The 26,242-nt window shown below is 46.6% G+C and carries 20 protein-coding genes, 2 pseudogenes and 1 riboswitch; of the genes and pseudogenes, 15 read left to right on the top strand and 7 right to left on the bottom strand.

What is annotated here, in order from left to right:
• Positions 1 to 12 precede the first annotated feature (12 nt).
• The 8 genes from cobW (at position 13) to VX941_01375 (ending at position 12,397) form a co-directional block, all read left to right on the top strand.
• The gene (gene cobW, locus VX941_01410; protein ID MEE2932065.1) at positions 13 to 1,050 is read left to right on the top strand and encodes a cobalamin biosynthesis protein CobW; all 1,038 of its coding nucleotides are present in this window, start codon (positions 13 to 15) and stop codon (positions 1,048 to 1,050) included.
• A gap of 1 nt (position 1,051) precedes the next feature.
• A complete protein-coding gene (gene cobN, locus VX941_01405; protein ID MEE2932064.1) occupies positions 1,052 to 4,804 on the top strand; it encodes a cobaltochelatase subunit CobN in 3,753 nt (1,250 codons plus the stop codon).
• Positions 4,785 to 5,423 carry a cob(I)yrinic acid a,c-diamide adenosyltransferase gene (gene cobO / locus VX941_01400; protein MEE2932063.1) on the top strand — a complete coding sequence of 213 codons (639 nt, stop codon included), beginning with the start codon at positions 4,785 to 4,787 and terminating at the stop codon, positions 5,421 to 5,423. Before cobN ends, cobO begins: the two co-directional genes overlap by 20 nt.
• A 14-nt stretch (positions 5,424 to 5,437) precedes the next feature.
• Complete coding sequence (locus VX941_01395) at positions 5,438 to 6,913, top strand: cobyric acid synthase (protein MEE2932062.1); 1,476 nt, start codon at positions 5,438 to 5,440, stop codon at positions 6,911 to 6,913.
• Positions 6,914 to 6,953: 40 nt separating this feature from the next.
• A complete protein-coding gene (locus VX941_01390; protein MEE2932061.1) occupies positions 6,954 to 7,790 on the top strand; it encodes a nitroreductase family protein in 837 nt (278 codons plus the stop codon).
• Positions 7,791 to 7,802: 12 nt separating this feature from the next.
• Positions 7,803 to 8,561 (top strand): SDR family NAD(P)-dependent oxidoreductase, encoded by a 759-nt coding sequence (locus tag VX941_01385; GenBank protein MEE2932060.1) that lies wholly within the window; start codon positions 7,803 to 7,805, stop codon positions 8,559 to 8,561.
• 85 nt (positions 8,562 to 8,646) lie between these two features.
• Complete coding sequence (locus tag VX941_01380; GenBank protein MEE2932059.1) at positions 8,647 to 10,197, top strand: carboxyl transferase domain-containing protein; 1,551 nt, start codon at positions 8,647 to 8,649, stop codon at positions 10,195 to 10,197.
• A 7-nt stretch (positions 10,198 to 10,204) separates the two neighbouring features.
• Positions 10,205 to 12,397: an acetate--CoA ligase family protein gene (locus tag VX941_01375; protein ID MEE2932058.1), complete on the top strand. Its 2,193-nt coding sequence runs from the start codon at positions 10,205 to 10,207 to the stop codon at positions 12,395 to 12,397.
• Between the two features lie 5 nt (positions 12,398 to 12,402).
• On the opposite strand, the gene metZ is transcribed toward VX941_01375, so the two are convergent.
• Complete coding sequence (metZ, locus tag VX941_01370; protein MEE2932057.1) at positions 12,403 to 13,599, bottom strand: O-succinylhomoserine sulfhydrylase; 1,197 nt, start codon at positions 13,597 to 13,599, stop codon at positions 12,403 to 12,405.
• Positions 13,600 to 13,678: 79 nt separating this feature from the next.
• A riboswitch (SAM riboswitch) is annotated at positions 13,679 to 13,757 on the bottom strand.
• A 45-nt stretch (positions 13,758 to 13,802) separates the two neighbouring features.
• Complete coding sequence (locus VX941_01365) at positions 13,803 to 14,720, bottom strand: CoA ester lyase (protein ID MEE2932056.1); 918 nt, start codon at positions 14,718 to 14,720, stop codon at positions 13,803 to 13,805.
• Between the two features lie 110 nt (positions 14,721 to 14,830).
• On the opposite strand from VX941_01365, the gene rfbB reads away from it, so the two are divergent.
• The 4 genes and pseudogenes from rfbB (at position 14,831) to VX941_01345 (ending at position 17,124) form a co-directional block, all read left to right on the top strand.
• Entirely contained in the window at positions 14,831 to 15,883 is a 1,053-nt protein-coding gene (gene rfbB, locus VX941_01360) for a dTDP-glucose 4,6-dehydratase (GenBank protein MEE2932055.1), read from the top strand.
• A gap of 17 nt (positions 15,884 to 15,900) precedes the next feature.
• On the top strand, positions 15,901 to 16,284 hold the full coding sequence (locus tag VX941_01355; protein MEE2932054.1) for a VOC family protein: 384 nt from the start codon (positions 15,901 to 15,903) through the stop codon (positions 16,282 to 16,284).
• Positions 16,277 to 16,534 carry a TauD/TfdA family dioxygenase gene (locus VX941_01350; protein ID MEE2932053.1) on the top strand — a complete coding sequence of 86 codons (258 nt, stop codon included), beginning with the start codon at positions 16,277 to 16,279 and terminating at the stop codon, positions 16,532 to 16,534. The genes VX941_01355 and VX941_01350 overlap by 8 nt, the downstream gene beginning before the upstream one ends.
• 53 nt (positions 16,535 to 16,587) lie before the next feature.
• Positions 16,588 to 17,124: pseudogene (locus VX941_01345) on the top strand (TauD/TfdA family dioxygenase).
• On the opposite strand, the pseudogene VX941_01340 reads toward VX941_01345, so the two are convergent.
• Together VX941_01340 and VX941_01335 are read right to left on the bottom strand one after the other, a co-directional pair.
• A pseudogene (locus VX941_01340) lies at positions 17,118 to 17,621 on the bottom strand (sulfite exporter TauE/SafE family protein). The pseudogenes VX941_01345 and VX941_01340 sit on opposite strands and share 7 nt — an antisense overlap.
• Positions 17,622 to 17,645: 24 nt before the next feature.
• Positions 17,646 to 17,864 carry a hypothetical protein gene (locus VX941_01335; GenBank protein MEE2932052.1) on the bottom strand — a complete coding sequence of 73 codons (219 nt, stop codon included), beginning with the start codon at positions 17,862 to 17,864 and terminating at the stop codon, positions 17,646 to 17,648.
• Between the two features lie 111 nt (positions 17,865 to 17,975).
• Here VX941_01335 and VX941_01330 point away from each other — a divergent pair, with 111 nt between their 5' ends.
• Entirely contained in the window at positions 17,976 to 18,764 is a 789-nt protein-coding gene (locus VX941_01330; protein ID MEE2932051.1) for a TIM barrel protein, read from the top strand.
• Positions 18,765 to 18,778: 14 nt separating this feature from the next.
• Entirely contained in the window at positions 18,779 to 19,195 is a 417-nt protein-coding gene (locus tag VX941_01325; protein ID MEE2932050.1) for an OsmC family protein, read from the top strand.
• A 9-nt stretch (positions 19,196 to 19,204) separates the two neighbouring features.
• Here the strand turns inward: VX941_01325 and VX941_01320 are convergent, their stop codons facing one another.
• From VX941_01320 to VX941_01310, 3 genes are all read right to left on the bottom strand, one after another.
• Complete coding sequence (locus tag VX941_01320) at positions 19,205 to 20,635, bottom strand: FAD-dependent oxidoreductase (GenBank protein MEE2932049.1); 1,431 nt, start codon at positions 20,633 to 20,635, stop codon at positions 19,205 to 19,207.
• 114 nt (positions 20,636 to 20,749) lie between these two features.
• A complete protein-coding gene (gene pepN, locus VX941_01315) occupies positions 20,750 to 23,392 on the bottom strand; it encodes an aminopeptidase N (protein MEE2932048.1) in 2,643 nt (880 codons plus the stop codon).
• The gene (locus tag VX941_01310; GenBank protein ID MEE2932047.1) at positions 23,389 to 24,303 is read right to left on the bottom strand and encodes an MBL fold metallo-hydrolase; all 915 of its coding nucleotides are present in this window, start codon (positions 24,301 to 24,303) and stop codon (positions 23,389 to 23,391) included. Before VX941_01310 ends, pepN begins: the two co-directional genes overlap by 4 nt.
• 147 nt (positions 24,304 to 24,450) lie before the next feature.
• Between VX941_01310 and VX941_01305 the strand changes: the two genes are divergently transcribed.
• A complete protein-coding gene (locus VX941_01305) occupies positions 24,451 to 26,235 on the top strand; it encodes a gamma-glutamyltransferase family protein (protein ID MEE2932046.1) in 1,785 nt (594 codons plus the stop codon).
• The last annotated feature ends 7 nt before the right edge of the window (positions 26,236 to 26,242 follow it).

Raw genomic sequence — 26,242 nt, 5'->3', positions numbered from 1 at the left:
AGGTTTGAACTTATGCGTTTAAAAAGTAAAATACCGGCAACGGTCTTAACCGGGTTTCTAGGGGCTGGTAAAACCAGTACGATCCGGCACATTTTGCAAAATTCTGCTGGAACTCGGTTGGCGTTGATTATCAACGAATTTGGCGATCTTGGCATTGATGGCGAAATTATAAAAGGTTGCGGCATTTCCGAATGCCAAGACGAAAATGTTGTCGAGTTGGCCAATGGGTGCATTTGTTGCACCGTAGCAGATGACTTCATCCCGGCTATGAACGGGTTAATTTCCCGTTCAGATCCCCCTGATCATATAATAATCGAGACATCAGGTCTTGCCTTACCAAAACCCTTAGTTAAAGCTTTCAATTGGCCTGAGGTGCGGTCTAAAGTCACAGTAGATGGGGTTGTGGTCCTTGTTGATGGACCCGCAGTAACAGCAGGGTCATTCACAGAAAGCGACAAGCCTTTTGAAGAAGGTCTATCTGGTGACGGCAAACTAGATCATGAGAACCCTATAGAGGAATTATTTGAAGAGCAGCTGGGTAGTGCTGACATAGTGTTGATTAACAAGACAGACCTTATGGGCAAGCATGAGTTGGTCAAAGCTATGCAAATAGTTGAAAGCACTGCTAGGCCAAATGCTAAGATAATCAATACGGTATACGGTCGGGTTGACACTCAACTGCTTCTGGGACTTGAAGCAACTGCAGAAAAACATTTAGAAACGAGACTTTCTCATCATGATGAGATGGAGCATAGCCATACTCACGATGAATTCGAATCGTTCTCAATAAGATTAGGTGTCCTGCCATCAGCCAAAGCTTTTGAGCAACGCATCAAGCAACTCGTCAAGAACCATGATATTCTTAGAGTCAAAGGCTTTGCTGCCATTGAAAAGAAATCTCTTAGATTTGTGATTCAAGGAGTTGGGACAAATCTCTCGTTCTATTACGATAGATTCTGGAAATCCGGCGAAGATTGCCACACTGAATTGGTTGTTATTGGATTACGTGGTTTAGATAAGGCAGCAATTCTTACTGAATTGGCGGGCTAGAATGCATCTTCTAAATGCCCAGCCGGGCGTAATGGCTGATGGTTCAGAAGCGATCGATCTAGGACAGTCGCCGGGACAAATATTATTTCTGTCCGCTGCAGATACAGATCTCGCGGTCGTTTCAGCTGCGCGAGCGAGTTTTGGAGCGAACTTCCCCTCTCTCCGACTTGCGAACGTAATGCAGCTCTCACACAATATGTCAGTTGATCTGTACTGTGAAAAGATGGTGAAGGCAGCGGAACTTATTATAGTGCGACTTTTAGGTGGCGTTAGCTATTGGCAATATGGTGTTGAACAGATTTCTAGTATGTGTGCTTCAAATGGTTCGGCACTTGTATTTCTTCCCGGAGATGATCAACCTGATGAAGGTCTTACCTCACGTTCAAATTTACCTTCGGAAAGCTGCCACCGGCTTTGGCAGTACCTTGTGCATGGTGGATCAGAGAATGCGCGCGAATTTCTAAATTTTGCCTCCTCAATACTCGACGGTTCTAAACAATGGCGTGAGCCAAGACCTCTTTTGAGAGCGGGGCTCTATTGGCCAGGTATAGATTCTGTGGACTTGGCTACGATAGCGAATAATTGGAGAGTGGAAGCCCAAGTAGCTGCAATTGTTTTCTATCGTGCCCACCTTCAATCAGGGAACTTAAAGCCTATTCTACAGCTTATTAAAGCGCTAGAGGCTGAGGAGTTGTCACCTCTTCCTTTATTTATTTCGAGTCTTAAAGACCCTTTGTCGGATAAGATCCTGCAGCAGATCTTTGCTGATGCGCCACCGCAGGTGATTCTCAATACTACAGGATTTTCCGCTTCTACGCCTGGAACTGCTCACGTGTCGTCCGCATTGGAAGGCTGTAATTGCCCCGTGTTCCAGGTTATTCTTTCGGGTGGCTCCAAGGAGGCATGGCATAAAAATACACAAGGTTTGTCACCACGCGATATCGCCATGAATGTTGCTCTTCCTGAAGTTGATGGACGTATAATCACGAGGGCTATCTCCTTTAAAGATCAAGCTAAACACGATCCACTGACAGAGCATTCGACCGTCAACTATGAGCCAAAGCGTGATCGTGTTCAATTCGTCGCTAAATTGGCAGCCAATTGGTGTCGCCTTTCTAAAACGCCAACAAAGGAGCGCCGCATCGCAATTGTATTGGCTAATTATCCCAACCGTGACGGACGGATTGGCAATGGAGTTGGCCTCGATACTCCCGCAAGCGTCAGCCATGTCATCAATATTTTAGCTGAAGCGGGTTATGATATAGCCGATCCTAATTTGGATGGAAGCCAACTGATAGCAAAATTGCTAGCTGGACCGACAAACGTAGGAGTTTTAGGACGAAACATAGAAGCTGTGCTCCCATTGCAGGATTATATTCGAGCATTCGAGAGATTGCCGGCGGTGACGCAATGTAAGATAGAAGAACGATGGGGTAATCCAGTCAACGATTCCTTTTTTTTATCTCAAAAGAAAAGTTTCGCTGTTCCAGTTTTTCACTGTGGTAAACTCGTTATAGGGTTGCAGCCAGCGCGCGGTTACAATATAGACCCTAAAGCCAGCTACCATGATCCTGATTTGCCACCTCCACATGGATATCTCGCTTTTTATTTTTGGCTCCGAGAGCACTTCGGGGCGCATGCAGTAATCCATTTTGGTAAACATGGAAACCTCGAGTGGCTTCCGGGAAAGGCCACAGCACTTTCCGATGAATGCTTTCCCGAAGCGGTTTTCGGACCAATACCGCATCTTTATCCATTTATAGTTAATGATCCAGGTGAGGGTGCCCAGGCTAAACGTCGGGCGCAAGCTGTGATAGTTGATCATCTTACTCCGCCTCTGACTCGTGCAGAAATATATGGGCCGTTGGCCGAACTAGAGCAGCTGATCGATGAATACTTCGATGCAGCAGGCATTGATCCGGGGCGCTGCGATATTCTTGGTGAGTCAATAATTGAAAAAAGTATAGAACTTGGTATTTCCGAGGAATGCGGAATATCTCTGGATGAGGAGCCGGCGAGTGCCCTCTCGAAGCTCGACGCTTATTTATGTGAGCTTAAAGAATTACAGATACGGGACGGCCTTCATGTTTTTGGCAAGGCGCCAACAGACCGTCAATTGACCGATCTTCTAGTTGCCTTAGCTCGCGTTCCGGGCGCCAAACGCCAGTCTTTGCATCGTGCTTTAGCGAATGATTTGGGTCTAGTGGGTTTTGATCCTCTTGATTGTAACATGGGTGAAGTATGGGATGGGCATAAGATTGATGGCATACATATTCGCACTCAGGGAGACCTTGTAGAGCACATAGAGGATTTGGCCTCAAGTTTAGTTTCTGGCAATACTCAAGTACCAAAAGAGTGGAAATCTTCGGGGGAAGTGCTAGCTGAGATTGATTCCTCTTTGCGGCCAGCAGTTTTGTCCTCAGGGAATTCTGAAATTTATGGGTTACTTTCCGGACTCAGGGGAAACTTTGTTTTGCCGGGCCCCTCGGGAGCGCCGAGTAGGGGAAGGCCAGAAGTTTTGCCTACTGGGAGGAATTTTTATTCCGTTGATACGCGCGCTGTTCCTACGCCGGCAGCTTGGACCTTGGGCTGGAAATCTGCCGCTCTAATTATGGAGCGTCATGCTCAGAACCATGGGGAATGGCTCAAGCACGTTGGGCTGTCGGTTTGGGGAACTTCAAATATGAGGACAGGTGGTGATGACATAGCTCAAGCTTTAGCTTTGTTAGGGGTGCGGCCAGTCTGGGAACCAGTATCCCGGCGAGTGACTAATTTTGAGATTATGCCGCTTGATGTTTTGGGACGGCCACGGGTTGATGTCACTTTACGTATATCCGGGTTTTTTCGTGATGCATTTCCGGCGCAGATTGACTTATTCGACTCAGCGGTAAGAGCGGTGGCCAAACTAGAAGAAAACGCCGAAGACAACCCAATTGCGGCTGCCGTGAAGAGAGAAAAAAGAGAAATGACTCGGATAGGGATTGACCCCAAGACTGCTGACCTACATTCTGCCTATCGGATTTTTGGCTCCAAGCCCGGCGCATATGGCGCTGGCTTGCAAGCATTGATTGACGAGTGCGGTTGGGAAAAATCGGATGATCTTGCAAAAGCATATATAGCATGGAGTAGTTATGCCTACGGCGGCGGAACGAGCGGAGTTAAAGCCAAGAGCCAGCTTGAACGTCGTTTAAAAGCTATTGAGGCGGTGTTGCATAACCAGGATAATCGCGAGCACGACTTACTAGACTCAGACGATTACTATCAATTCGAAGGAGGCATGATTACAGCAGTTGAGCATACTTCTGGCAGTAAGCCTGTCGCTTACCATAATGATCATTCTCGTCCTGAAAACTTAAAAATACGCACCCTTGATGAGGAAATCGCTCGAACTATTCGTGCCCGAGGGGCAAATCCGAAATGGATTTCTGGGGTAATGAGGCATGGATATAAAGGAGCTTTCGAAATAGCGGCAACAGTGGACTACCTTTTTGCTTTTGCTGCAACCACCGGCGCTGTAAAGGACAAACATTTTGATCTCCTTTTTGATGCGTATATAGAGGATGACAAAGTGCTAACATTTCTTAAAGGATCGAACGCTGATGCGCTGGGGGAAATAGCGAAGCGCTTCTTAGAAGCCTTAGATCGGGGCCTATGGCAGCCAAAATTAAATTCTGCGCCTGCGACACTTATGGCTCTAACCGATAGCAAAGCCGTTGGGCAGGGGAATAAATATTATGCCAAAGCACCTGAGTGAAGAGGAATTAAATAATCGTGCTAATGAAAAGTCTAAAAAGCGCAAGGCTGTCCGTGACAAAATGCTCGCCACAAAGACTGTCGAAAAAGGACTTCTCATTGTGCACACTGGGAAAGGAAAGGGAAAATCTACTGCGGCATTTGGATTAGTTGCGCGAGCCGTTGGGAACCAAATGCGTGTGGGAGTAGTTCAATTTGTGAAAGGGAAATGGGAAACGGGAGAGAGGCATGTGTTGGAAAAATTTCCCGAGCAAGTTGATATACGCACAATGGGCGAGGGTTTTACGTGGGATACGCAAGATCGGGCTCGCGATATTGCTGCTGCTGAGGCCGCATGGAAAGTCTCCAAGAAAATGATAGATGACGCGCGCGGGTCTTCTCCCAAGTATGACATGATCTTGTTAGATGAGCTCAATATCGTTTTGCGCTATAGCTATTTGCCCTTGGAAGAGGTGATTAAAGAGCTCAAACGAAAACCAAAAGATCTGCATCTCATTGTTACTGGTCGTAATGCTAAGCCAGAATTGATAGAGATTGCTGACCTTGTAACGGAAATGATGCAAATAAAGCATCCCTTTCGTGAGCAAAATGTGATGGCCCAGAAAGGCATAGAATTTTGAGTGCACCTGCATTCATGGTACAGGGCACAGGCTCTGAGGTTGGTAAATCCATTATTACGGCGGGGTTATGCCGTGTTCTCATGCGGAGAGGATACACCGTACGTCCCTTCAAACCTCAAAATATGTCAAATAACGCGGCCGTAACTTTGGATGGCGGTGAGATTGGGCGGGCTCAGGCATTGCAAGCTCGCGCATGTGGGGTTTCACCATCTTTGCATATGAACCCGGTTTTGCTCAAGCCTCAAACTGAAATCGGGGCTCAGTTAGTGGTTCAAGGGCATGTTATTGGGAATTTTGAAGCACGTGATTATGCGTCAATAAAACCAACTCTTTTGGGGCCGGTTTTGGAAAGTTTCTCTTTGTTATCAGATCAAGCAGACGTTGTGGTTGTGGAGGGGGCAGGCAGCCCAGCCGAAATAAATTTGCGAGATGGCGATATTGCAAACATGGGTTTTGCTGAGGCATCTGACACCCCTGTCATCTTAATTGCTGATATTGAGCGTGGGGGGGTTATCGCAAACTTAGTTGGTACTTACGAAGTTCTTAGCGATAGCGAACGTAAGCGTGTTGTAGGATTTATCATCAACAAATTCCGTGGGGATAAGAGTCTATTTGACAAGGGCGCGATTGAGATTGAAAATCGAACAGGATGGTCATGTCTTGGTGTTGTGCCTTATTTGAAGGAAGCGGGAAAATTGCCCGCTGAGGATGCCGTTCGACTTCAACAGCCTGCGCGGACAGCGGCCGAGTATGTGGTTAAAATTGCGGTGCCTGTATTTTCGCGGATTGCTAATTTTGATGATTTAGACCCATTTTGCATAGAACCAAGAGTTTCTGTGGAATTTGTAAGCCCAGGAGATGCGCTGCCCGGCGACGCAGACCTAATCGTACTGCCGGGTTCAAAATCAACCCGTTCCGATCTCGAACTCGTATACAAGGAGCGCTGGGACGTCGATATTGATGCCCATGTTCGTAGAGGAGGTTGGGTTATTGGCATTTGTGGCGGATATCAGATGCTAGGAAAAAAGATCGTTGACCCTGATGGCGTGGAGGGCCCAGCTGGAACAAGCAAGGGGCTTGGTTATCTCGATGTTGAAACGATTATCGCAGGCGATAAGACACTACTACCAGCAAAGGGAACCACTGCAGACGGCAATCACATAATCTCTGGGTATGAGATGCATATGGGACAAACAAATGGACCAGGCACTTCTCACCCAATGTTGTTAGCTCTACCCGGTGAGCAGCTAGATGGAGGTTCTATATGCTCACTAGGGCGAGTTATGGGTTGCTACCTACATGGCTTATTCAATAATGATATCTACCGAAGCCATCTTTTATCGCAAATTACTGGACAGGATCGTGGGAATGTTAATTTTGAAAATGTGGTGGAGGCAACGTTAGATGGATTGGCTGAGCACTTGGAAAAACACCTGGACATCCCTGCCATCGCAGATTTAGCCAGCCTTGATATAAATGAAACTGTTTAATCCAAAGAACACTCTACAGTTAAAAGGTAATCAACGAACAATGAAGTCTACAAACCAATTGCTAGCCGACAGATACGGGATTGAGGTCGACTTTGGCATCGAAATAGAGTCCTCAGATATTTTGAGAAAAATTTTGGGAAGAGGATCTCAACGACATTTTACCGATAAACCGGTAAATGTCAGTATGCTGAAAACTCTAATGGCATGCGCGCAATCAGCGCCGACCAAATCAGACCTCCAGCAATATTCCGTCATTGTCGTTACAGAAAAAAATCGGCTTGTAAAATTAGGAAAATTGAATAGCGGCCTTACTTGGCCGACGAATGCAACGGTCTTTATGGCTTGGTGTGCAGACATGAGGCGCAATCAGAAATTGGCTAAATTGCGTGGGCACAAACATCAGAATAATAATCTTGATACTTTTATGAATGGAGTTGTTGATGCGGCTTTAGCAATGCAGTGCTTCATATGTGCTGCTGAGGGTGTAGGGCTCGGCTGTTGTCCAATCAGTCAAATAAGAAATGATTTGAGTTCCGTAACAAAAATTCTTTCAATTCCTTCAGGCGTTTTTCCAATCGCAGGTCTGGCGTTGGGTTGGCCAAAATATCCGAAGCCACGTATTTCGATGCGGTTACCTCAAGATGTGGTTGTTCATTGGGACAAATATTCTGATGAGGATCTAGCCAAGCTGGTGAGCACGTATGATAAGCGTCGACATAAAAGAGAACCGATAGCAGCTGAAAAACAACGACATGTGGATATTTATGGAGTTAGTGATTTTTGTTCATGGTCGGAGAATGTAACTCGTCAACTCTCGTTGCCCGAGCGACCTGAATTCTCAAAATTTTTGAGGAAACATGGTTATGAACTCGAATAGGTAATAACGATTATGAAGAAAGAGGGAAAACTCCGAGGAAAAGTAGTGATGATAACGGGCGCGGCTAACAATATCGCCCGGGAAGCAGCCGTAATGATGGCTGAGGAAGGTGCAGATGTTTCTATCTGCACATTACAAAATAAGGATGGGCTAGACGAGACTGCCCAACTGGTCGACATTTGTGGGTCTCGTTGTTTCCATCGTTTGATGGATGTACGAGACGAAAAGCAAGTTCGTAAATTTGTAGCAGACACTGTAAAAAACCTAGGGCGTCTCGATTGTCTTGTAAATAGTGCCGCAGTACGGCGGCATTTTGCGTTTCAGGACATGACATTAGAAAGATGGAGAGATGCACATAAAGTTATATTAGAGGGGGCTTTTCTTTGCACTCATGCAGCGGTCCCGCACATAAAAGCGGCTGGGGGCGGAGCTATAATTAATATGGGTGGTGTTTCGGCACATCAAGGGCATGTTGAACGCTGTCATGTAACAGCAGCAAAGGCAGGTGTGATTGGCTTTTCTAAAGGACTTGCGGTAGAACTTGCACCCTTTGGCATTCGCGTTAACTGTGTGGTTCCGGGTAATATAAACACGAAGCAGGGTACTTCTCGCGATACCCGCATTCAACATCCCTCAGGAAGCACGCCCTTATGGGGACGCGAGGGTAGTCCAAAAGAGCCAGCGAGTATGATACGCTATCTTTGTACACCGGAGGCATCTTACATAACCGGACAAACGATTCATGTAAATGGCGGGCTTTATCTTCCGTAAAAATGTTCAAAGTACACGGTGGCGGTTTTCAATCCATTGCATTATCTATCGGTAACTAAAAAAGTGCGGAATTGGGGGGTATAAAATGGGCGTTTCAGAAAAAAGCTTAGGTGAGCTGACAAAGGACTTGGTGAGCCGAAGAAAAAAAGCATTGGGTATGGGAGGGCCTGAAAAGCTTGCTAAACGTAAACAACAAGGTGTCATGCACGCGCGTGAGCGAATGGAATATTTGCTGGACGACGGAACCTTTATTGAAACTGGCCTGTTAGGTGAAGCAAGCGTAAACCCCTCTGATAAAGGGAAAACCCCGGCAGATGGAAAAGTAACGGGGTTTGGAAAAGTCGACGGCCGTGAAGTTGCAGTGAGTGTTAATGATTTTACGGTTAAGGGCTCATCTACCAGCGCCACAAACTCAAAAAAAGTAGGTCATGTCCGCAAATATGCCACTGAATGTGGTATGCCAGTCATTTTTATTGGCGAATCGACTGGCGCGCGGTTACCCGATGCTATGGGTTCGAAGGGTATGGGAGCCCTACTCGGTAACGACATCACACAATTTCAGCGAATGAGAGATACGCCATGGTGTGCTGCAGCACTAGGTTATTCGTTTGGTTCTTCCGCATGGCTTTCATGTTGTTCTGATTTTGCGGTTATGCGTAAGGGCTCGACTATGGCTGTTTCAAGTCCACGGTTAATATCGATGGCTATACACGCCGAGGTTGATCTCGAAGAGCTTGGTGGTTGGAGACTTCACGCTGATACAACTGGACTTATTGATCTGGTGGTGGATACAGATGAGGAAGCATTAGATTCTATAAAAAAATTCCTGAGTTACATGCCCGCACACAACATGGAGGCACCACCAAAAGAAGCTGTGACCAAAGGCTCAGGGTCAGAAATGAAAAATATCGCGGATATTATACCGGATAAGCGGAGCCAAGTGTATGATGTCCATAAGATTATTGATGCCATCGTAGACAAAGATAGTGTTTTCGAGATGAAACGCCGCTTTGGTAAGGCCGTCGTTACGTGCTTAGCTCGTTTAGGAGGCCAAACTGTTGGTGTGATTGCGAACAACCCTCTGCATCGTGGCGGTGCAATGGATACAGATGCATGCGAGAAGTGTACTGATTTCCAAGTTATGTGTGACAGCTTTAACATTCCAATCATTAAATTAGTAGATACGCCAGGTTTCATTATCGGTGTTGAGGCAGAAAAGAAGCGAGCACCTGGAAGAATAATGAATTTTATGAACTCTACATGTCTCCTTACTGTGCCTACTCTGACTGTCATCATGCGCAAGAGTTATGGTCGTGCTTATGTGGCTATGGGCGGCGGCCGGCATTCTGATGACCTCGTCGCATGGCCAAGTGCTGAGGTAAGTTTCATGGACCCTCGTTTCGCAACGCGAATAGTGCATGGGGTTGAGGATGGTGATGATGGTTACAACGAGGCACTGTCGGAAATTCAGCAGGATATAGAACCATGGGATATGGCATCAATCTTTGCTGTGCAGGATATTATCAAACCTGAGGAGACTAGGGACTATTTGATAAGAATGCTTGATGTATACCAATTGCGTAAGACTAATGGGGTCGGAGAGCATCTGATGCGCACCTGGCCAACTAGTTACTGAGGAAAAAATGAAAAATACAGAAATAATTAAGAAAGCAAGGGATACCGGCCAAGCGGCGCTGGACGAAGGGAACGGCAAGAAGTTGCTTTCAGAATATGGTATTTCAGTGCCGAAGAGTACTGTGGTCAGTGATGTTGGGAAAGTCACAGATGCATTAAAGGGTTTCAAGTTTCCGCTTGTGGCAAAAGTGGTGTCCCCTGATATTTTGCATAAGAGCGACGCTGGGGGGGTTGCGGTTGGGCTGCAGGACTCGGAAGAAGTTAAAGCTGCAATTACTGAAATGGCGCAGAAGCCTTCGATAGCTCAAGCTACGGTGGAAGGCTATCTTGTTGAAGAGATGGCGCCTACCGGACAAGAGGTGGTTGTAGGCGGAGTGCGAGACCCCCAGTTTGGCCCGCTGATTATGGTTGGTCTCGGCGGTATTTTCGTTGAAGTGTTGTCCGATGTAACATTTCGGGTGTGTCCGATCAATCGATCCGATGCGACAGAAATGCTTAACGAATTGAAAGGCAGAGCCCTTTTAGATGGTGCGCGTGGTCGATCGCCAGCAGATCGAGATGCTATTATTGATGTGATGATGAAAATGGGTGGAGCTGGCGGCTTGTTAGTTGAATTGGCGGATGATATAGCTGAGGCAGATATCAACCCGTTAATAGTTTCTAACAGTGGTGCCGTTGCCGTAGATGCCAGATTTATTCTTGCTGACACACCTGCAGCCAGGCCCGCACAGGAGCCACTTCCCGATAAGAGCGTCCTAAAAAGGTTCGAGCCGCTTTTTAACCCGAAGACTATCGCGGTCATTGGCGCATCGGCCACCGGACATACAATAGCCAACACTTTTATCCGACGGGTCACGGAGTTTGGTTACAAGGGAAGTATCTATCCCATTCATCCAAAAGCTTCGGAGGTTGACGGTTTGAAAGCATATCCATCACTCGGCGAGACACCGGACCCCGTTGACTATGCATATATCGCAATAAGTTCTGGCGCTGTGCCACCATTGATAGAGGCTGCAAATGGGCGAGTTGCCTATGCACAGGTAATATCTAGCGGATTTGGTGAAGTTGAAGAGGGTGTAGCGTTACAAACGGAACTAGTTGAGTCAGCGCGCTCTGGTGGATGTCGGGCAATTGGGCCAAATTGTCTAGGTACCTATTCGCCGCGAGGAGGTCTTACTTTCCCTGAAAACGCGCCGCGCACCCTCGGGAATGTTGGGGTAATAAGTCAGTCGGGAGGTCTTGGGACTGATATAGTTAAACGTGGTCAAATGCGCGGAATTTCTTACAGTGGACTCGTAACTGTTGGAAATTGCGCTGACATTAATCCAAATGATATATTAGAGTTTTACCTTGCCGATGAACAAACGAGGGTGATTGGCCTCTACTTAGAGGGTGTGCAGGATGGACGTCGTTTTTTTGAACTGCTTAATCGGGCAAAAGGTAAAAAGCCGATTGTGGTTCTAAAGGGTGGACGAACCGAGGAGGGCCGTAAAGCTGCGGCTTCACATACTGGTTCACTCGCTGGCAATGAACAGGTATGGGAAGCTTTGGAACGACAAACCGGGTGTGTACTTGCTGAAACATTAGATGACTTCCTTGATTGTTTAATGGCATTACAGGTACTTTCTCCACGAAGTGAACGTCCAACTAATCGTATCGCGATGTTTGGCAATGGCGGCGGCACCAGCGTTCTGGCTACCGATTATTTTGCTCGGCATAGTTTATCGGTAGAGCCATTTGAGGCGGATACGATCAAGGCACTGGCAGATTTACAAATGCCGCCAGGCACCTCAATTGCAAACCCTGTGGATGCGCCGGTTGGTACGTTGCAACAGGACGATGGTCTTATTGCAGAAAAAGTTCTGGACGCCGTTTATACAAATTTTAAGCCGGATGCGGTCGCGATGCATCTGAATCTGGCTGCTTTTGTAGGGCGTGGGCCGATTGACCCGCTTGAAAATCTAATCGGCGCAGCACTTCGAATCCAGAAGAAATACCCCGGGCAATCCCATTTTCTTTTGGCCCTCCGTTCTGACGGAAACCCTGATGTGGAGGCGAGCAAGACAAAATACACGGAGATGGCCTTGGGTGTCGGCATTCCTGTTTTTGCCGAGCTTAGCAACATTGCAATAGCTCTGAAAGCACTTAAACACGTAGAGCAGTTTCAGGTTACACATCTTGCTGGAGCGCAAGTTGCCTAAAGTAACTATCGAGCCAATGCTTGGGCTAAATCGTCCTTGATGTCCTGCGGATCTTCGAGCCCCACTGAAAGTCTTACTAGCCCATCAGTAATGCCGAGTTCGCCCCGTCCCTCGGGTGTTAATCTTTGGTGGGTAGTGGTCGCCGGGTGTGTAACGATACTTTTTGTGTCACCCAAGTTGTTTGATATGTCTATCATTTTAAGAGCATTGAGCACTGAGAAAGCGCGCTTTTTGCCGCCTTCCAGTTGAAATGATAAAACCGACCCAGAGCCGCTCATTTGTTTCTTGGCTATATCATATTGTGGGTGACTTTGAAGACCAGGATATATGACATTATCTATTCCATGCTGTTTCTCTAGCCAGTGTGCTACGTCAGTTGTATTTCTACAATGGCGTTCTACGCGAAGTTCTAACGTTTCAAGCCCCTTTAACATTAGCCACGCGTTGAACGGACTGCAGGACGGCCCGGTATGACGAATGAATGGCTGTAGACATTCCTCATAATACTCTTGAGTGCCGAGAATAGCCCCTGCCAAGGCACGTCCCTGACCATCAATGTGTTTTGTCGCTGAATATATAACAACATCGGCACCAAGTTTGAGTGGCTTCTGCAAAATTGGTGTTGCAACCACATTATCAACTACGAGTTTTGCCCCGGCCGTGTGTGCCAACTCGGCTACTTTTGGTAAGTCGATGATCTCGAGCGTCGGGTTTGAGGGTGTCTCAACAAACACAGCCTGAGTTGGTTTAGAGAGTGCCCTTTCCCATTGTTCTATATTTGTCCCGGAGACCAACTCTGTTTCCACTCCATAGCGGGGGAGCAATTCTGAAACGATATAATCACATGATCCGAATAAGGCTTTTGAAGCAACTAAACGGTCGCCTGCTCTTAAAAGCGCCAGGAGTGAATAGAAAACTGCCGACATGCCGCTTGATGTTGCCGTGCAGTTTTCTGCTCCTTCGAGCAAACACATTCGTTTTTGGAAAGATGCTACTGTTGGATTGCCATAGCGTGTATAGATGTAACGGTCAGCACTGCCATTAAATGCGTCTTCTGCATCTTCCGCAGAATCGTACACGAAACCCGAGGTCATATATATTGCCTCGGCAGTTTCGCGGTATTCGCTCCGCCCCAGTCCGCCTCGGACTAACTTTGTTTGAGTTCGCCAAGTGGGATCAATCTTTTTACCGTCACCCGCCATGTCATACTCCTTCAGAGGGAACTCACTTAAACGCAGGAGACCCTAAAAATGATGCCCTACTATAGGGTCGGAGCCTTTTCAAGAAGACACGCCGACCTTTTAGCTGAATTATTTCCGTGGTCGCAAGCCGGCCGGGCCAAATCACCACGAACCATAACGGTATGGCGGACGCCCTCCTGTGTCAACTAGGATTATTCATGTTCTTAGGATGCAGTATTCTTCATCATTTTTTCACGCTCTTTAATATTTTTATCTGCTGCAAGGAGATTTTCTGCTCGGTAAACCACTGGATAATCGACCATTTTTCCATCTACTTCTAAAGATGCGCGGCCTGCGGCAACAGCCTCCTCAAACGCGGTGATAATTTTTTTTGCATTTTTAACTTCTTGAGGAGTTGGCCTGAACTCTTCGTTTAGAAGCCCTACAATTTTGGGGTGAACGCAAGACGCCCCCTGAAAACCGAATCGACGAGAACGACGTATTGTCTCGCGCATAGCATCGATATCTTGATAGTCTGCAACCGTTCCGATAAGTCCCAAAGGGATAATTCCTGCTGCCCGGGCTGCAATAATTCCCTGTTGTTTAGGATAGGTAAGAACTTCTGCTATTGGGTCAGTACCAATAGAAGTTGCAAAATCTTCGCTTCCTAAACTCATGGCAACTACGCGTGGATGTGCCTTCGCAATATTTTCAATTCGAAGGAAACCTGCTGCTGTTTCAACCATTGCGATCAGCTTGGTATGACCAACATCCATACCCCTCTCACTCTCGAGTTCATCAATTGCCTCAGAAAGCAGACGAATATGGCCGGGACCATCAACTTTTGTAACCGCTATTGCTTTTACCCGAGGGGAGATGGACTCCTCGAGGTCAGGTATCGCCATACGAAGAGGCTGATTAATTCGGACAACTACATCAGCACCCGCCTGGCTGACAGACTCCGCAGCTTCCTGAATTAACTTCCTTGCCGCTGGCTTGTCGGCGATAGCTACACTATCTTCAACGTCGAGTTGGATCGCATCTGCGCCACGGGTATGGGCTTTGGAGACATAGCGTTCTACGTTTACTGGCACGAACATTAAAGAACGCCACACGGGAGTAAAATTAGTGTTGCTGAGCATAGCGAAGACCTCCAAGGGGTTATTTTTCAAGATCAATGTAATCCTGCCCCGCTATTTGCTCAATGGCAATAGCCCTTGACCAACGAGTTCATTTGTCCCAATCAATAGGAATGAAAATTCTTATTACAGGAGGAGCAGGGTTTATTGGCTCAGCAGTGGTGCGCCATTTTTCCCGAGACTGTGGTTTCGGAGTTATCAACCTAGACAAGCTTACTTATGCCGGTAATTTGTCTTCTGTAGGGTCAGTGTCAAACCTCCCAAACTATATTTTCGAACATCACGATATTTGTGATAAAGCAGCAGTTGACAGGATCTTCAGAGCCCATACACCAGATGCAGTAATACATTTAGCTGCGGAGTCTCATGTTGACCGTTCGATCGATGGGCCGGCACCATTTTTAGAGACAAATGTGAGAGGTACCTTTACTTTATTAGAATGTGCTCGTTCGTATTGGTGTGGTTTGCCAGTTTCAACACGAGACAAATTCCGGTTTCTCCATGTCTCGACTGATGAGGTATATGGGGCACTCGGGGCAGAGGGGCAATTTACCGAGAATAGCCAATACAGGCCTAACTCGCCCTATGCTGCCTCAAAAGCAGCGGCAGATCATTTTGCCCGTGCTTGGTATCATACGTACGAATTACCCGTCATTGTTACCAATTGTTCAAATAATTACGGGCCATTCCAGTTTCCTGAAAAGATGATCCCTACCATGATCTTAGCTGCTCTTGAAGGTCAACAATTACCAGTCTACGGGGATGGGAAAAATATAAGGGATTGGCTGCACGTGGAGGATCACGCTGCGGCGCTACACTGCATTTTAACAAAGGGTGTGCCAGGTGAAGTTTATAACATAGGTGGGGAGGCCGAGAGGCAGAATATAGAAGTGGTCGAGAGTATTTGCGAGGTGCTCGACTCTTTAATTCCACGCGGCAGTTTTGCCTCCTATCGTGACCTTATTCATTTTGTTCCTGATCGACCCGGGCATGATTACCGTTATTCGGTCTCCTGCGATAAGCTAAAAAATGAACTTGGTTGGACCCCGAGCAGAAGTTTTGAAGAAGGCCTGAGTCAGACTATAAGTTGGTATCTGGAGAATCGACATTGGTGGCAATTGATCCAAAAACGTTACGATGGGCGCAGACGGGGCCTAGGGCAATAGCAGGAAATGAAGGATAGATGGAAATACATCGTATAGATCATTTCGTTCTTACCGCAAGAGATGTAGACACTATCTGTGAATTTTACGAGCGCGTGCTAGGTATGACGGTGAAGACATTTGGCGAAGGGCGGAAAGCACTCTATTTTGGTAGTCAGAAGATTAACGTGCATCCGCCTGTCGGTACTGGCCCCAGTCATCGCGCCGGCAAACCAGCAATTGGTGGCTCGGATTTTTGTCTTATAACCAAAGATTCAATGGCAGATGTAGCCAAACATTTAAAGTCTGAAGGTGTATGCATTGAGCTAGGCCCTGATAAGCGTTCTGGAGCCATCGGATCAATCACTTCGATTTATTTTCGCGATCCGGACGGCAATTTAGTTGAGATATCAAATTATGATTGATGTAGTGCCAGTTTCGGAAGCTATAGGTGCTGAAATACGCGGTGTTAACCTTGGCTACATAGATACGAATACTCTTGACCAAATTCACCAATCGTGGATTTCCCATTGGGTTTTGTTGTTTCGCGGTCAGCAAATTACTCCTAGAGAGTTGGTTATATTCAGTAAGCACTTCGGCGATCTTGATATCGCACCACCAAACGAAAACGGGCAGGTAGGTGTAGACGGTTTTCCAGAAGTGCTCGTGCTGTAAAATATCAAAGAAAACGGCCGGCCTATCGGTGCGCTCGGCAACGGCGAGGCGTAGTGGCATACAGATACGAATTATATCAATCAGCCCCCTTAGGAAGTGTCTTGTTTGGTGTTGAGGTCCCCGATCAGGGCGGTAATACTGGATTTTGCAATATGTATGTTGCTTTGGAAGAGTTGCCGGATTTGCTCCGTCGGCAGATTGATGGCCTTCAAATCAAGCACGATAGCTCTACCAATAGTGCCGACCTCCTTCGCAAGGGGGCAGATTTAGTGACCGATGTTACGGCTTGCCCCGGCGCCATCCATCCTGTCGTCCGCACCCATCCGGAAACTGGACGTCAGGCGCTCTACCTCGGTCGGCGTCGGAATGCATATATTATGGGTCTTCCTTTAGTAAATTCGGAAGCATTGCTTGACGATCTGTGAGCTCACGCTACACAGCCAAAATATTCTTGGCACCATCAATGGCGAGAAGGTGACGTGATAATGTGGGAAAACCGTTGTGTCATGCACAGGCTTGATAGCTTCGACGCAACTAAGCGGCGTATAATGCACCGGACCCAGATTAAAGACCATCGGCTGATTCAATAGAATGCTTTTCGAATAAGGTTTGCGCCACTGAAAATCATTAAAATAACTATGATGGCACGGAAAAGTGTATCGTCTATGTAACGTCGAATTCCTTGGCCCACAAGTTGGCCTACAAACATTGGAATCGACACAACAGCCGACCAAAATAACAATTGCGATGTAAAAAATTTGTAACTAGAGAGGAAAAAGATCAAAGCCAAAACAGCTGTTAAATAGCCAATACCAATAGCGCAGATGAAGCGCTCCTTAGGCAACTTGAGTGCTACCATGTAAATAAGAACAGGCGGCACAAGTCTGGATATTCCGGCGATGACGCCTCCGGTGAGCCCCACTGGTATTCTAATGCGTCGAGCGGTCCCCGGATTAAGGTGCCAATCCGGCTGGTTGTAGATAAGAAACGCGAAGGCTACCACCAACGCTCCGACAATACCGGAAATATGGGTAGGATCCACTGAGGTCAGCACCTTAGCTCCAAAAGCAACCCCAGGAAGTATAGCTAAATATAGGGACTTATATTCTCGCTAGGTCTCAACTACAAATTTATTGCTGCTTACCTGCCATATATTGGCAATCAATATCGGAACTGTCATTAGTGCTACTGCTGTTGTGATATCAACAAAAATTGCTGCTAGAGAAACCGAAACCAGAGCTAGACTAATTCCGGAGGCTCCCTTGCAAAATCCACCAACCATCATTGCAATTGCAACACCAACTAAAATCCATGGTTGTTCAAATTGCATAAATTGTCCGGTGTTCACATTTAAAAAAGTGATTATGATGTAACACGTAATCGTGAAAATTCTCTAGACTTATAAGCCTACGTTGGGCGCTGGTAAGTGTCAGGAGGTAAGATGCCAAAATTTGCAGCTAATTTGACAACGATGTTTCCCGAACTGGAGCCGAGAGGTCGTTTTGGAGCCGCTGCTAAGGCAGGGTTTAAGGCAGTCGAATTTCTGCGGCCCTATGAATTTAAAAAGACAGTGGTTAAATCATGGCTCGACGAAAACGGGCTTGAATTTCTACTTTTGAATACTCAGCCGGGTGAGGGTGATGCTGATCGTGGTTTTGGAACTCTGCCGGGACGTGAGGCGGAATTTAGAAAGGCTTTTGATTTGGCATTAGAGTATGTCACCCATCTTGAAGGACAGTTCATTCATGTTACGGCAGGGCGTGTTCCAACCGGCATAGCTGTGGAGGCATGTGAAGAAACTTTTATAAGAAACTTAATGGTGGTGGCCCCCGTAGCCGAAGCTGAGGGCATTACCCTACTTTTAGAACCACTCAACACTATAGATGTGCCTGGATATTTACACACAACGACAGACCACACTCGAAAACTAATCGGGGCCACTAATGCGCCTAATATCGCATTACAATACGACTATTATCATATGCAAATTATGCAGGGCTCACTCGCAGCAAATCTTGAAGCAAATCTTGACATCATACGGCATGTACAATTTTCGAGCTTGCCGGGCCGTCATGAACCGCAATATGGTGAAGTCAATCTTGGATTTTTGTTCGAACACCTTGATAGCGTGGGATATAACGGTTGGGTGGGCTGCGAATACGGCCCTAAAGGCGATAGTTGGGAGGGATTGAGCTGGGCCATACCCTATGGGTTAAATGCGGAGCGGTAATGATGTCAAATACGATGAAAGCACGGGTGAAGTGGGTAGAGAAGCGAACTTTTTTGGGGGAGTCTGGCAGCGGGCATAGCGTAGTGATGGATGGCGCGCCAGATGCTGGCGGCCGAGATCTTGGCGTACGTCCTATGGAGACACTGCTACTAGGAATGGGTGGGTGCACGGCATTTGATGTTGTCCATATTTTAGAGAAAGCCCGAGAAACCGTCATTGATTGTGAGTTGGAGATCGAAGCTGATCGTGCGAAAGAAGACCCCAAGGTATTCACGCAAATAAAAATACGTTACATCGTTAGCGGCAAAAATTTGTCACGCGATAAGGTTCAGCGGGCGGTGAACTTGTCGGCAGAGAAATATTGTTCTGCTTCTATCATGCTTGGCAAGGCAGCAAATATAAGTCATGAAGTGGTACTGAGAGATTTATGAAATTCAGGTTCAAGGAGAGAACTTGAGAAGGGCGCGGACAATTTTCTTAGTTTTTTCACTGAATAAAGTGGGTATATAAAATGAACTAGCCGCTCTTTTTGATATTTCACTTAAGGAGGGATATGGTGCAATTGTTGAAGCCATGGCGCTTACTTTCAGCTTCTGGGAAATTGCAAGAGCCCATGGCATTATTAACTCCCCTGCTCCCGCACCGGCGATTGAGCAACCCAGAATTTTACCTCGTTTGTCGCTTAGTACTTTAATGATTCCTTCTGGTGTGCGTTCAGCGACAGCACGGTCATTATCCGCAAGGCTTAGTCTAAGGATACGAATACTACTACCTTTTTGTTTAAGTGCCTCAGATTGGCTCATACCAACTTGTGCTATTTCCGGGTCTGTGTAGGTGACACGTGGCAAAGCAGTATAATTGACCCGTGCATAAAGCTTGAAAAGTATGTTACGAATGACAACACCTGCTTGGTAACTTGCAGCATGCGTATACCGCGGGCCGTCAATAACATCGCCAAGTGCATATACTCGGTTATTGGAAGTTAAGAGCCTCTTATTAGTCAATATGCCATTTTGGGCATACTCTATTCTTCCAGCCTCAAGGTCCAAACCAGCGAGATTAGGCACGCGACCTGCTGCAATTAATAAATGCGACCCTTCTACCTCCTCTTTTTGGCTGGAGCAGCTTGATATAATTGTTACGGCATTATTTTTCTTTTTAACCGCCTGAATTTTTGCATGTTCTTTGATCTCTATCCCTTCTTCCAATAGTTGTTTCTTGACCACCGTGGCAACCTCTGGATCCTCTTTGCTCAGAATCGCCCGTTCATCTAAGACTGTGACTTCAGCACCGAGCCTTCGATAGGCTTGTGCAAGCTCACACCCAAGTGGACCGCCACCGACAACAATTAGGTGTGATGGAGCCTCTTTTAATTCAAAGATATTTTCGTTAGTAAGGAAGGAAACATCGTTAATACCATCTATAGCAGGGATTCTCGGCGATGAACCGCTCGCAACAACAAATTTTTTCGCTCGGATTCGAATATTGCCGGCCTTTACTTCGCGGGAATCAACGAAGTGTCCCTCCTCCCGAATTACATGTACGCCTAGACCTTCATACCGCTGGATGGAGTCATTAGGAGCGATGTTGGCTATTACATCATGTACGTGGTCGTGGACTGATTGAAACTCAATCCTAGGCGATAATCCTACGATACCAAATCGTGATGCTTTGCGTGCCGTTTGTGCAGCCTTGCCTGCCGCGATGATTGCTTTTGAAGGAATGCAGCCATAATTAAGACAGTCTCCACCCATCTTGTTACGTTCCAAAAGGACCACGTTTGCACCTAACTGCGACGCGCCTGCTGCAACCAGAAGACCGCCTGATCCAGCACCAATAATGCAAATGTCAGGTGTGAGTAATTCAGCCATTGATAAAGTTTCCGCGGTTATCAGGTTTGAATGGACATATTTTTTGCTCAATAAATACTGATTTCTGCTGCTTATGGATTTGCTTGTAATTATACGAAACGATTGCAATCGGGTTTAGTCATCTCCTAGCATCTTAGAAGTTATTTCAAAGACATTGCGAGATATCTCTTTGGTATTAAGAATATTTTTCAAGCAAGTTTTGACGAGAAATTGTCTTTCTTTATCCAAATGCCGCCAGCGTGATAAGGGCATCAAGAGCCTGGCTGCGATTTGAGGGTTAATAGTGTTCAGCTTGATAATTTGCTCGGTAAGAAATGCATACCCTGCACCACTCTTGGCATGGAATTGAATTTGATTGGAATTGCTGAATGCACCGACAAGGGCGCGAACCCTGTTAGGCGATTCAATTGAGAAGCTATCATTTTGCATTAATTCTTTTATTCGGGTCAGCGTACCATGTTTGAAGGATGTAGCGTGTAACGTAAACCATTTATCTATAACTAAAGAATTACCTTGCCATTTCCTATGAAATATCTTCAGCGCTTCGTCTCGTTCGGCCGCACCACAATTGTTCAATGCAATAAGCGAACCCATACAGTCTGTCATATTGGACGAGTTATCGAATTGTGTTTTGGCAATTTTTACAGTGTCGTGCCGATCAAGCGCAGCAAGGTAGTAAAGAGCTACATTCCTTAGACGCCTTTGAGCAACTTGGATAGCAGTGTAACGGTAAGTTTCTTGCGTGGCGTGGCGCTGATAAAGACTAAATAGCTGTTTTTCAAGTCTATTGGCGACTTGTTTAAGAATAGTTTCGCGAGCCATATGGATGCCATCAATGTTAACTGGCTTTTGCATGTCGGCAAGCTCAGTTTCCAGCGGCAATCCTAGAATTTCGGCAAGCAGCGCCGGGTCAGTCTCTTCATCCTCAAGCAATTCCCTTAAGGAGTCAGTATATATCCTAATAGTTTTTTCTTTCGGTGCCCCATCATCAATTGTTCTAAAAATTAAACGTTTTGCAAGCATCTGCGATGCTTCCCATCGGTTAAAAGGGTCGTCATCATTTCTCATCAGAAAAGCTAATTTTTCTGATGAAGGGTCTTCTTTTGATATCCACTCTATCTTAACTGGAGCTGAAAAGTTACGGAGTAGAGATAGTTTAGGCGGATTATTTATATTTTTAAATGTGAAAGACTGCTTACTTTTTTTTAATTCGAGGATTTTTTCCGTTGTGCCGTCTGCAGTGAGTTGCATTCGATCCCCATCAGCGTCTAGCAGCGCAACGCGAATAGGAATGTGAAGAGGCTTTTTTTTGGTCTGCCCCTGCGTTGGTTCTGTGTGCTGACGAATAGTGATGGTGTAAGACTGCTTATCCTCGTTAAAGGTTTCACCAACGAAAAGCGAAGGGGTCCCAGACTGTGAATACCAAATACGGAATTGGCTCAGATCGAAATTGCTGGCATCTTCCATTGCAGAAATGAAATCATCACAAGTAACCGCATGGCCATCATGGCGTTCAAAATACAGGTCCATTCCTGCCCGAAAACCGTTTGCGCCTAGTAATGTGTGCATCATTCGGATAACTTCAGCGCCTTTTTCGTAAACCGTTGCGGTATAGAAATTATTTATTTCTATGTATGAGTCGGGTCGGATAGGGTGGGCGAGTGGACTCGCATCCTCTGGAAACTGCCGAGCACGCAGTGTCTTGACTGCCTTGATGCGCTCTGCGGCTACCGACGACATGTCAGCAGAAAATGCTTGGTCACGAAAAACCGTTAGTCCTTCTTTGAGGCTGAGTTGGAACCAATCACGGCAGGTTACTCTATTGCCAGTCCAGTTGTGAAAATACTCATGTGCAATTATTGACTCAATCAGAGCATAATCCATGTCAGTCGCGGTTTCAGGGTCGGCGAGAACATATTTGTCATTGAAGAGGTTAAGACCTTTATTCTCCATGGCCCCCATATTAAATGCGCTTACGGCTACGATCATGTAAACATCTAAATCATACTCGAGACCAAAAACTTCCTCATCCCACCTCATCGCCCTTATAAGGCACTTCATAGCATGACAAGCCTGGGCCTCTTTCCCAAGGTCAACAAATATTTTGAGTGCTACTTTACGTCCTGACGCGGTTATAAACTCGTCTTGCAAGCAGCCAAGATTCCCTGCAACCAATGCGAAAAGATACGATGGTTTTGGGTATGGATCTTCCCATAATGCTGAGTGCGTCCCATCCCTGAAAGTCTTGGTGTTGGTACAATTTCCATTTGAGAGAAGTACTGGGTACTTTTTTTTGCTTCCAGTTATTTGTGTTCTGTATCGCGCAAGAATATCCGGTCGATCCAAGTACCACGTGATGCGACGGAAGCCCTCGGCTTCACACTGGCTACAGAAGATCCCATTTGATTTATAAATTCCCTCAAGCTGGGTATTTTTTTGTGGTTTTATTACTACAGAAGTCTCGAGGACAAAATTCTCTGGCAGTTCACGGACAAAAAGTTCATTTTTTGTGACCGTATATTTTTTGCGATCCAACTTATGGCCGTCAAGTGCAACCCACTGAGTTTTAAGTTGTTCACCATTAAGCACTAGCGCCGCATGTGGGTGAGCGGCATTTGGATTCCGGTGTATGTGAAGTTTGGCTACTACTTCAGTAGATGTTTCCCCAAGCTTAATATCAAGAAACACGTCATCTATTAGAAAGTTCGGCTGCTGATAATCGGCGAGTAAAATAGGAATTGGGAGCTCGGTCTTCATTTCATTCCGCCCGGTGGGGTGAAGCGGTCTGTTTCCTCGAGTTTGCCGTGACAGAGAGCTCGCTTGGTTTCGACCATGTGCACTAAGTGGGCATGTACAGCTCGACAAGCGCCTCGGTAGAGCCGCGGGTCTAAACCCTTGTACATTTCAGCAACCAGCATCTCTACACTCTCAATCCCTTTTTCAAGATGGGCACTAATTTGTTTTTCACGGTCACGGCGATGAGCAATAAGCTTATTGACGTATGCATGAGGTTTGTCGATAAAAGTCCCATGGTTTGGCCAATATCGTGTCTCATCTCGCTTCAGTAATTTCTCAAGTGAACGGATATAAGAGCCCATATCACCGTCGGGCGCTGAGACCACTGTGGTTGACCATCCCATTACGTGATCCCCACTGAACAGCACTTTATTTTCTTTCAGAGCATAGCAAAGATGATTCGAAGCATGACCGGGTGTATGCACTGCTTCAAGAGACCAGGTTTTGCCGCGGATAATATCTCCGTCCTTCAAAAGGATATCCGGTTGAAAGTCGTAATCACCGTTTCCGTCGCCAATTTGAAGCCCTCGATCTTTGCCGTGCTGTCCGTAGCCATAAGTAGTTGCTCCGGTAGCAGGTTTAAGTAGTTGGGTGTTAGGGGAATGGTCGGAATGGGTATGTGTAATGAAAATATGAGTAATATTCTCGCCTTTTGTGGCAGCCAGTATTGCATCGATATGTTTTTCGTCGAGTGGTCCTGGGTCAATCACCGCTACGTCACCATGACCAACGATGAAGGTGCCGGTACCACGGAAGGTAAATGGGCTGGGGTTTTCGGCAATCACCCTGCGGATTAAGGGTGATAGCACATCTGGCACGCCATATTCGAATTTAAAATCCCGTTTGTGGGGAATTATTACTCGTTGTCCCATATACAAAGCCCTCGTTATTATTGTTTGCATTAGGCTTCATCAATTGTCCCTGTCAAGGGTATCGACTAAGTTATATGTAGTTTGGATTGTGGGGATAGTCAGATAAGGCTAAATTTAATATTCCATTTCAAATAAGAGGCATATTTAATGTTTACAACGCGTCCTGAACTACTAGGCACATTTGGCATGGTGTCTACCACTCATTGGCTCGCTTCGGCTGCTGGAATATCGATGCTAGAGAGGGGTGGAAATGCTTTTGATGCTGCAGTTTGTGCAGGATTTGTTCTACATATTGCTGAACCTCACCTGAATGGTCCCGGAGGTGATATGCCGGCGATAATTCATGTTGCAGGTGAGCGGGAGCCTAAGGTTGTTTGTGGTCAGGGGCCTGCTCCGGCGGGTGCTACAATGGCGTATTATCGCGATAAACTAGGTCTAGAACTCGTGCCAGGCACCGGCCTTTTGGCAACAGCAGTGCCGGGTGCAGTTGATGGTTACTTGTTGATTTTGAGGGATTATGGTGTTCTCGATCTTGAGGATGTTCTTGCTCCAGCGATCTACTACGCAGAGCATGGCGCACCTATCGTGCCTAATATTTACAAAACCATAAGTGGCGTGGAAGAGATATTCCGTAATCATTGGCCTACCTCACAGCCAGTATATATGCCAAATGGAGAGGTGCCGAAGCCTGGGTCTCTTCTAGGGAATGAGGGGATTGCCAAGACGTGGAGGCGATTGATCACTGAGGCTAAGTCAGCGGGGGGTGATCGGCAGGCGCAGATCGAGGCAGCAAGAGATGCTTGGGGCAACGGTTTTATTGCTGAAGAAATCGATAAGTTCTGCCGGGAAAATGAAGTAATGGATGCCTCAGGGAAGCCTCATCGTGGCGTGCTTACCGGTGATGATATGGCAAAATGGCGGGCATCATATGATATTCCGTTAGCGTACGACTTCTGTGATCACACCATTTTTAAAATAGGTCCTTGGAGCCAAGGGCCCGTTCAACTCCAGCAACTAGCTCTGCTGAAAGGGCTCGGGATTGAGGACATGGATACTGAGGGTAGCGAATTTATTCATGCTGTAACGGAGTGCGCAAAGCTTGCGTTTGCTGACCGGGAGACGTTCTACGGCGACCCAAAGTTCGTAGATGTGCCAATGGAGATATTACTGTCTGATTCTTATAACGATAAAAGACGTAAACTGATTGGTGAAAGCGCCTCACTGGAGTTCCGGCCTGGTCAGGTAGATGGATACGGGGGTTCTGTAAATTATCAAGCTGCCATAAATAGTGCAGCCATTGCGAGGTCAAACCTGGCTGGAATTGGCGAGCCTACTGTTGGCCGACCATCAAATGGCGATACCTGCCACATCGACGTAATTGACAAGGATGGTAATATGATTGCGGCGACGCCCTCCGGCGGCTGGTTGCAAAGCTCTCCGATTATCCCAGCGCTCGGCTTTTGCCTTGGTTCACGTATGCAGATGTTTTGGCTCGAGGACGACAAGCCGGCGAGTTTAATGCCTGGGAAACGTCCTAGGACAACCCTCACCCCCTCGATGGCATACCGTGACGGAAAGCCGTACATGGCGTACGGTACGCCAGGAGGAGATCAACAGGATCAATGGCAGACGAATTTTTTGATCAGGCATGTGACGCATGGTCTTAATTTGCAAGAATCAATTGATGCGCCCTCCTTTCATAACGAACACCATCCAAGCTCGTTTTACCCACGGCAGGCCTCGCCTGGGCGCCTTGTGATTGAGGGAAGATTTTCGGAGAATACTCAAAACGATCTAAAAAATCGTGGTCACGATCTTGAAATTGCAGGTGATTGGTCTGAAGGTCGAATGTGCGCTGTAGCGACTGATGGAGGCGTCTTGAAAGCTGCTGCTAATCCACGTGGGATGCAAGGCTATGCTGTGGGTCGGTAGGGCGCTT

This window comes from Pseudomonadota bacterium (assembly GCA_036339585.1).
Taxonomy (GTDB): domain Bacteria; phylum Pseudomonadota; class Alphaproteobacteria; order UBA8366; family UBA8366; genus UBA8366.
This window is presented reverse-complemented; position numbering and strand designations above follow the sequence as displayed.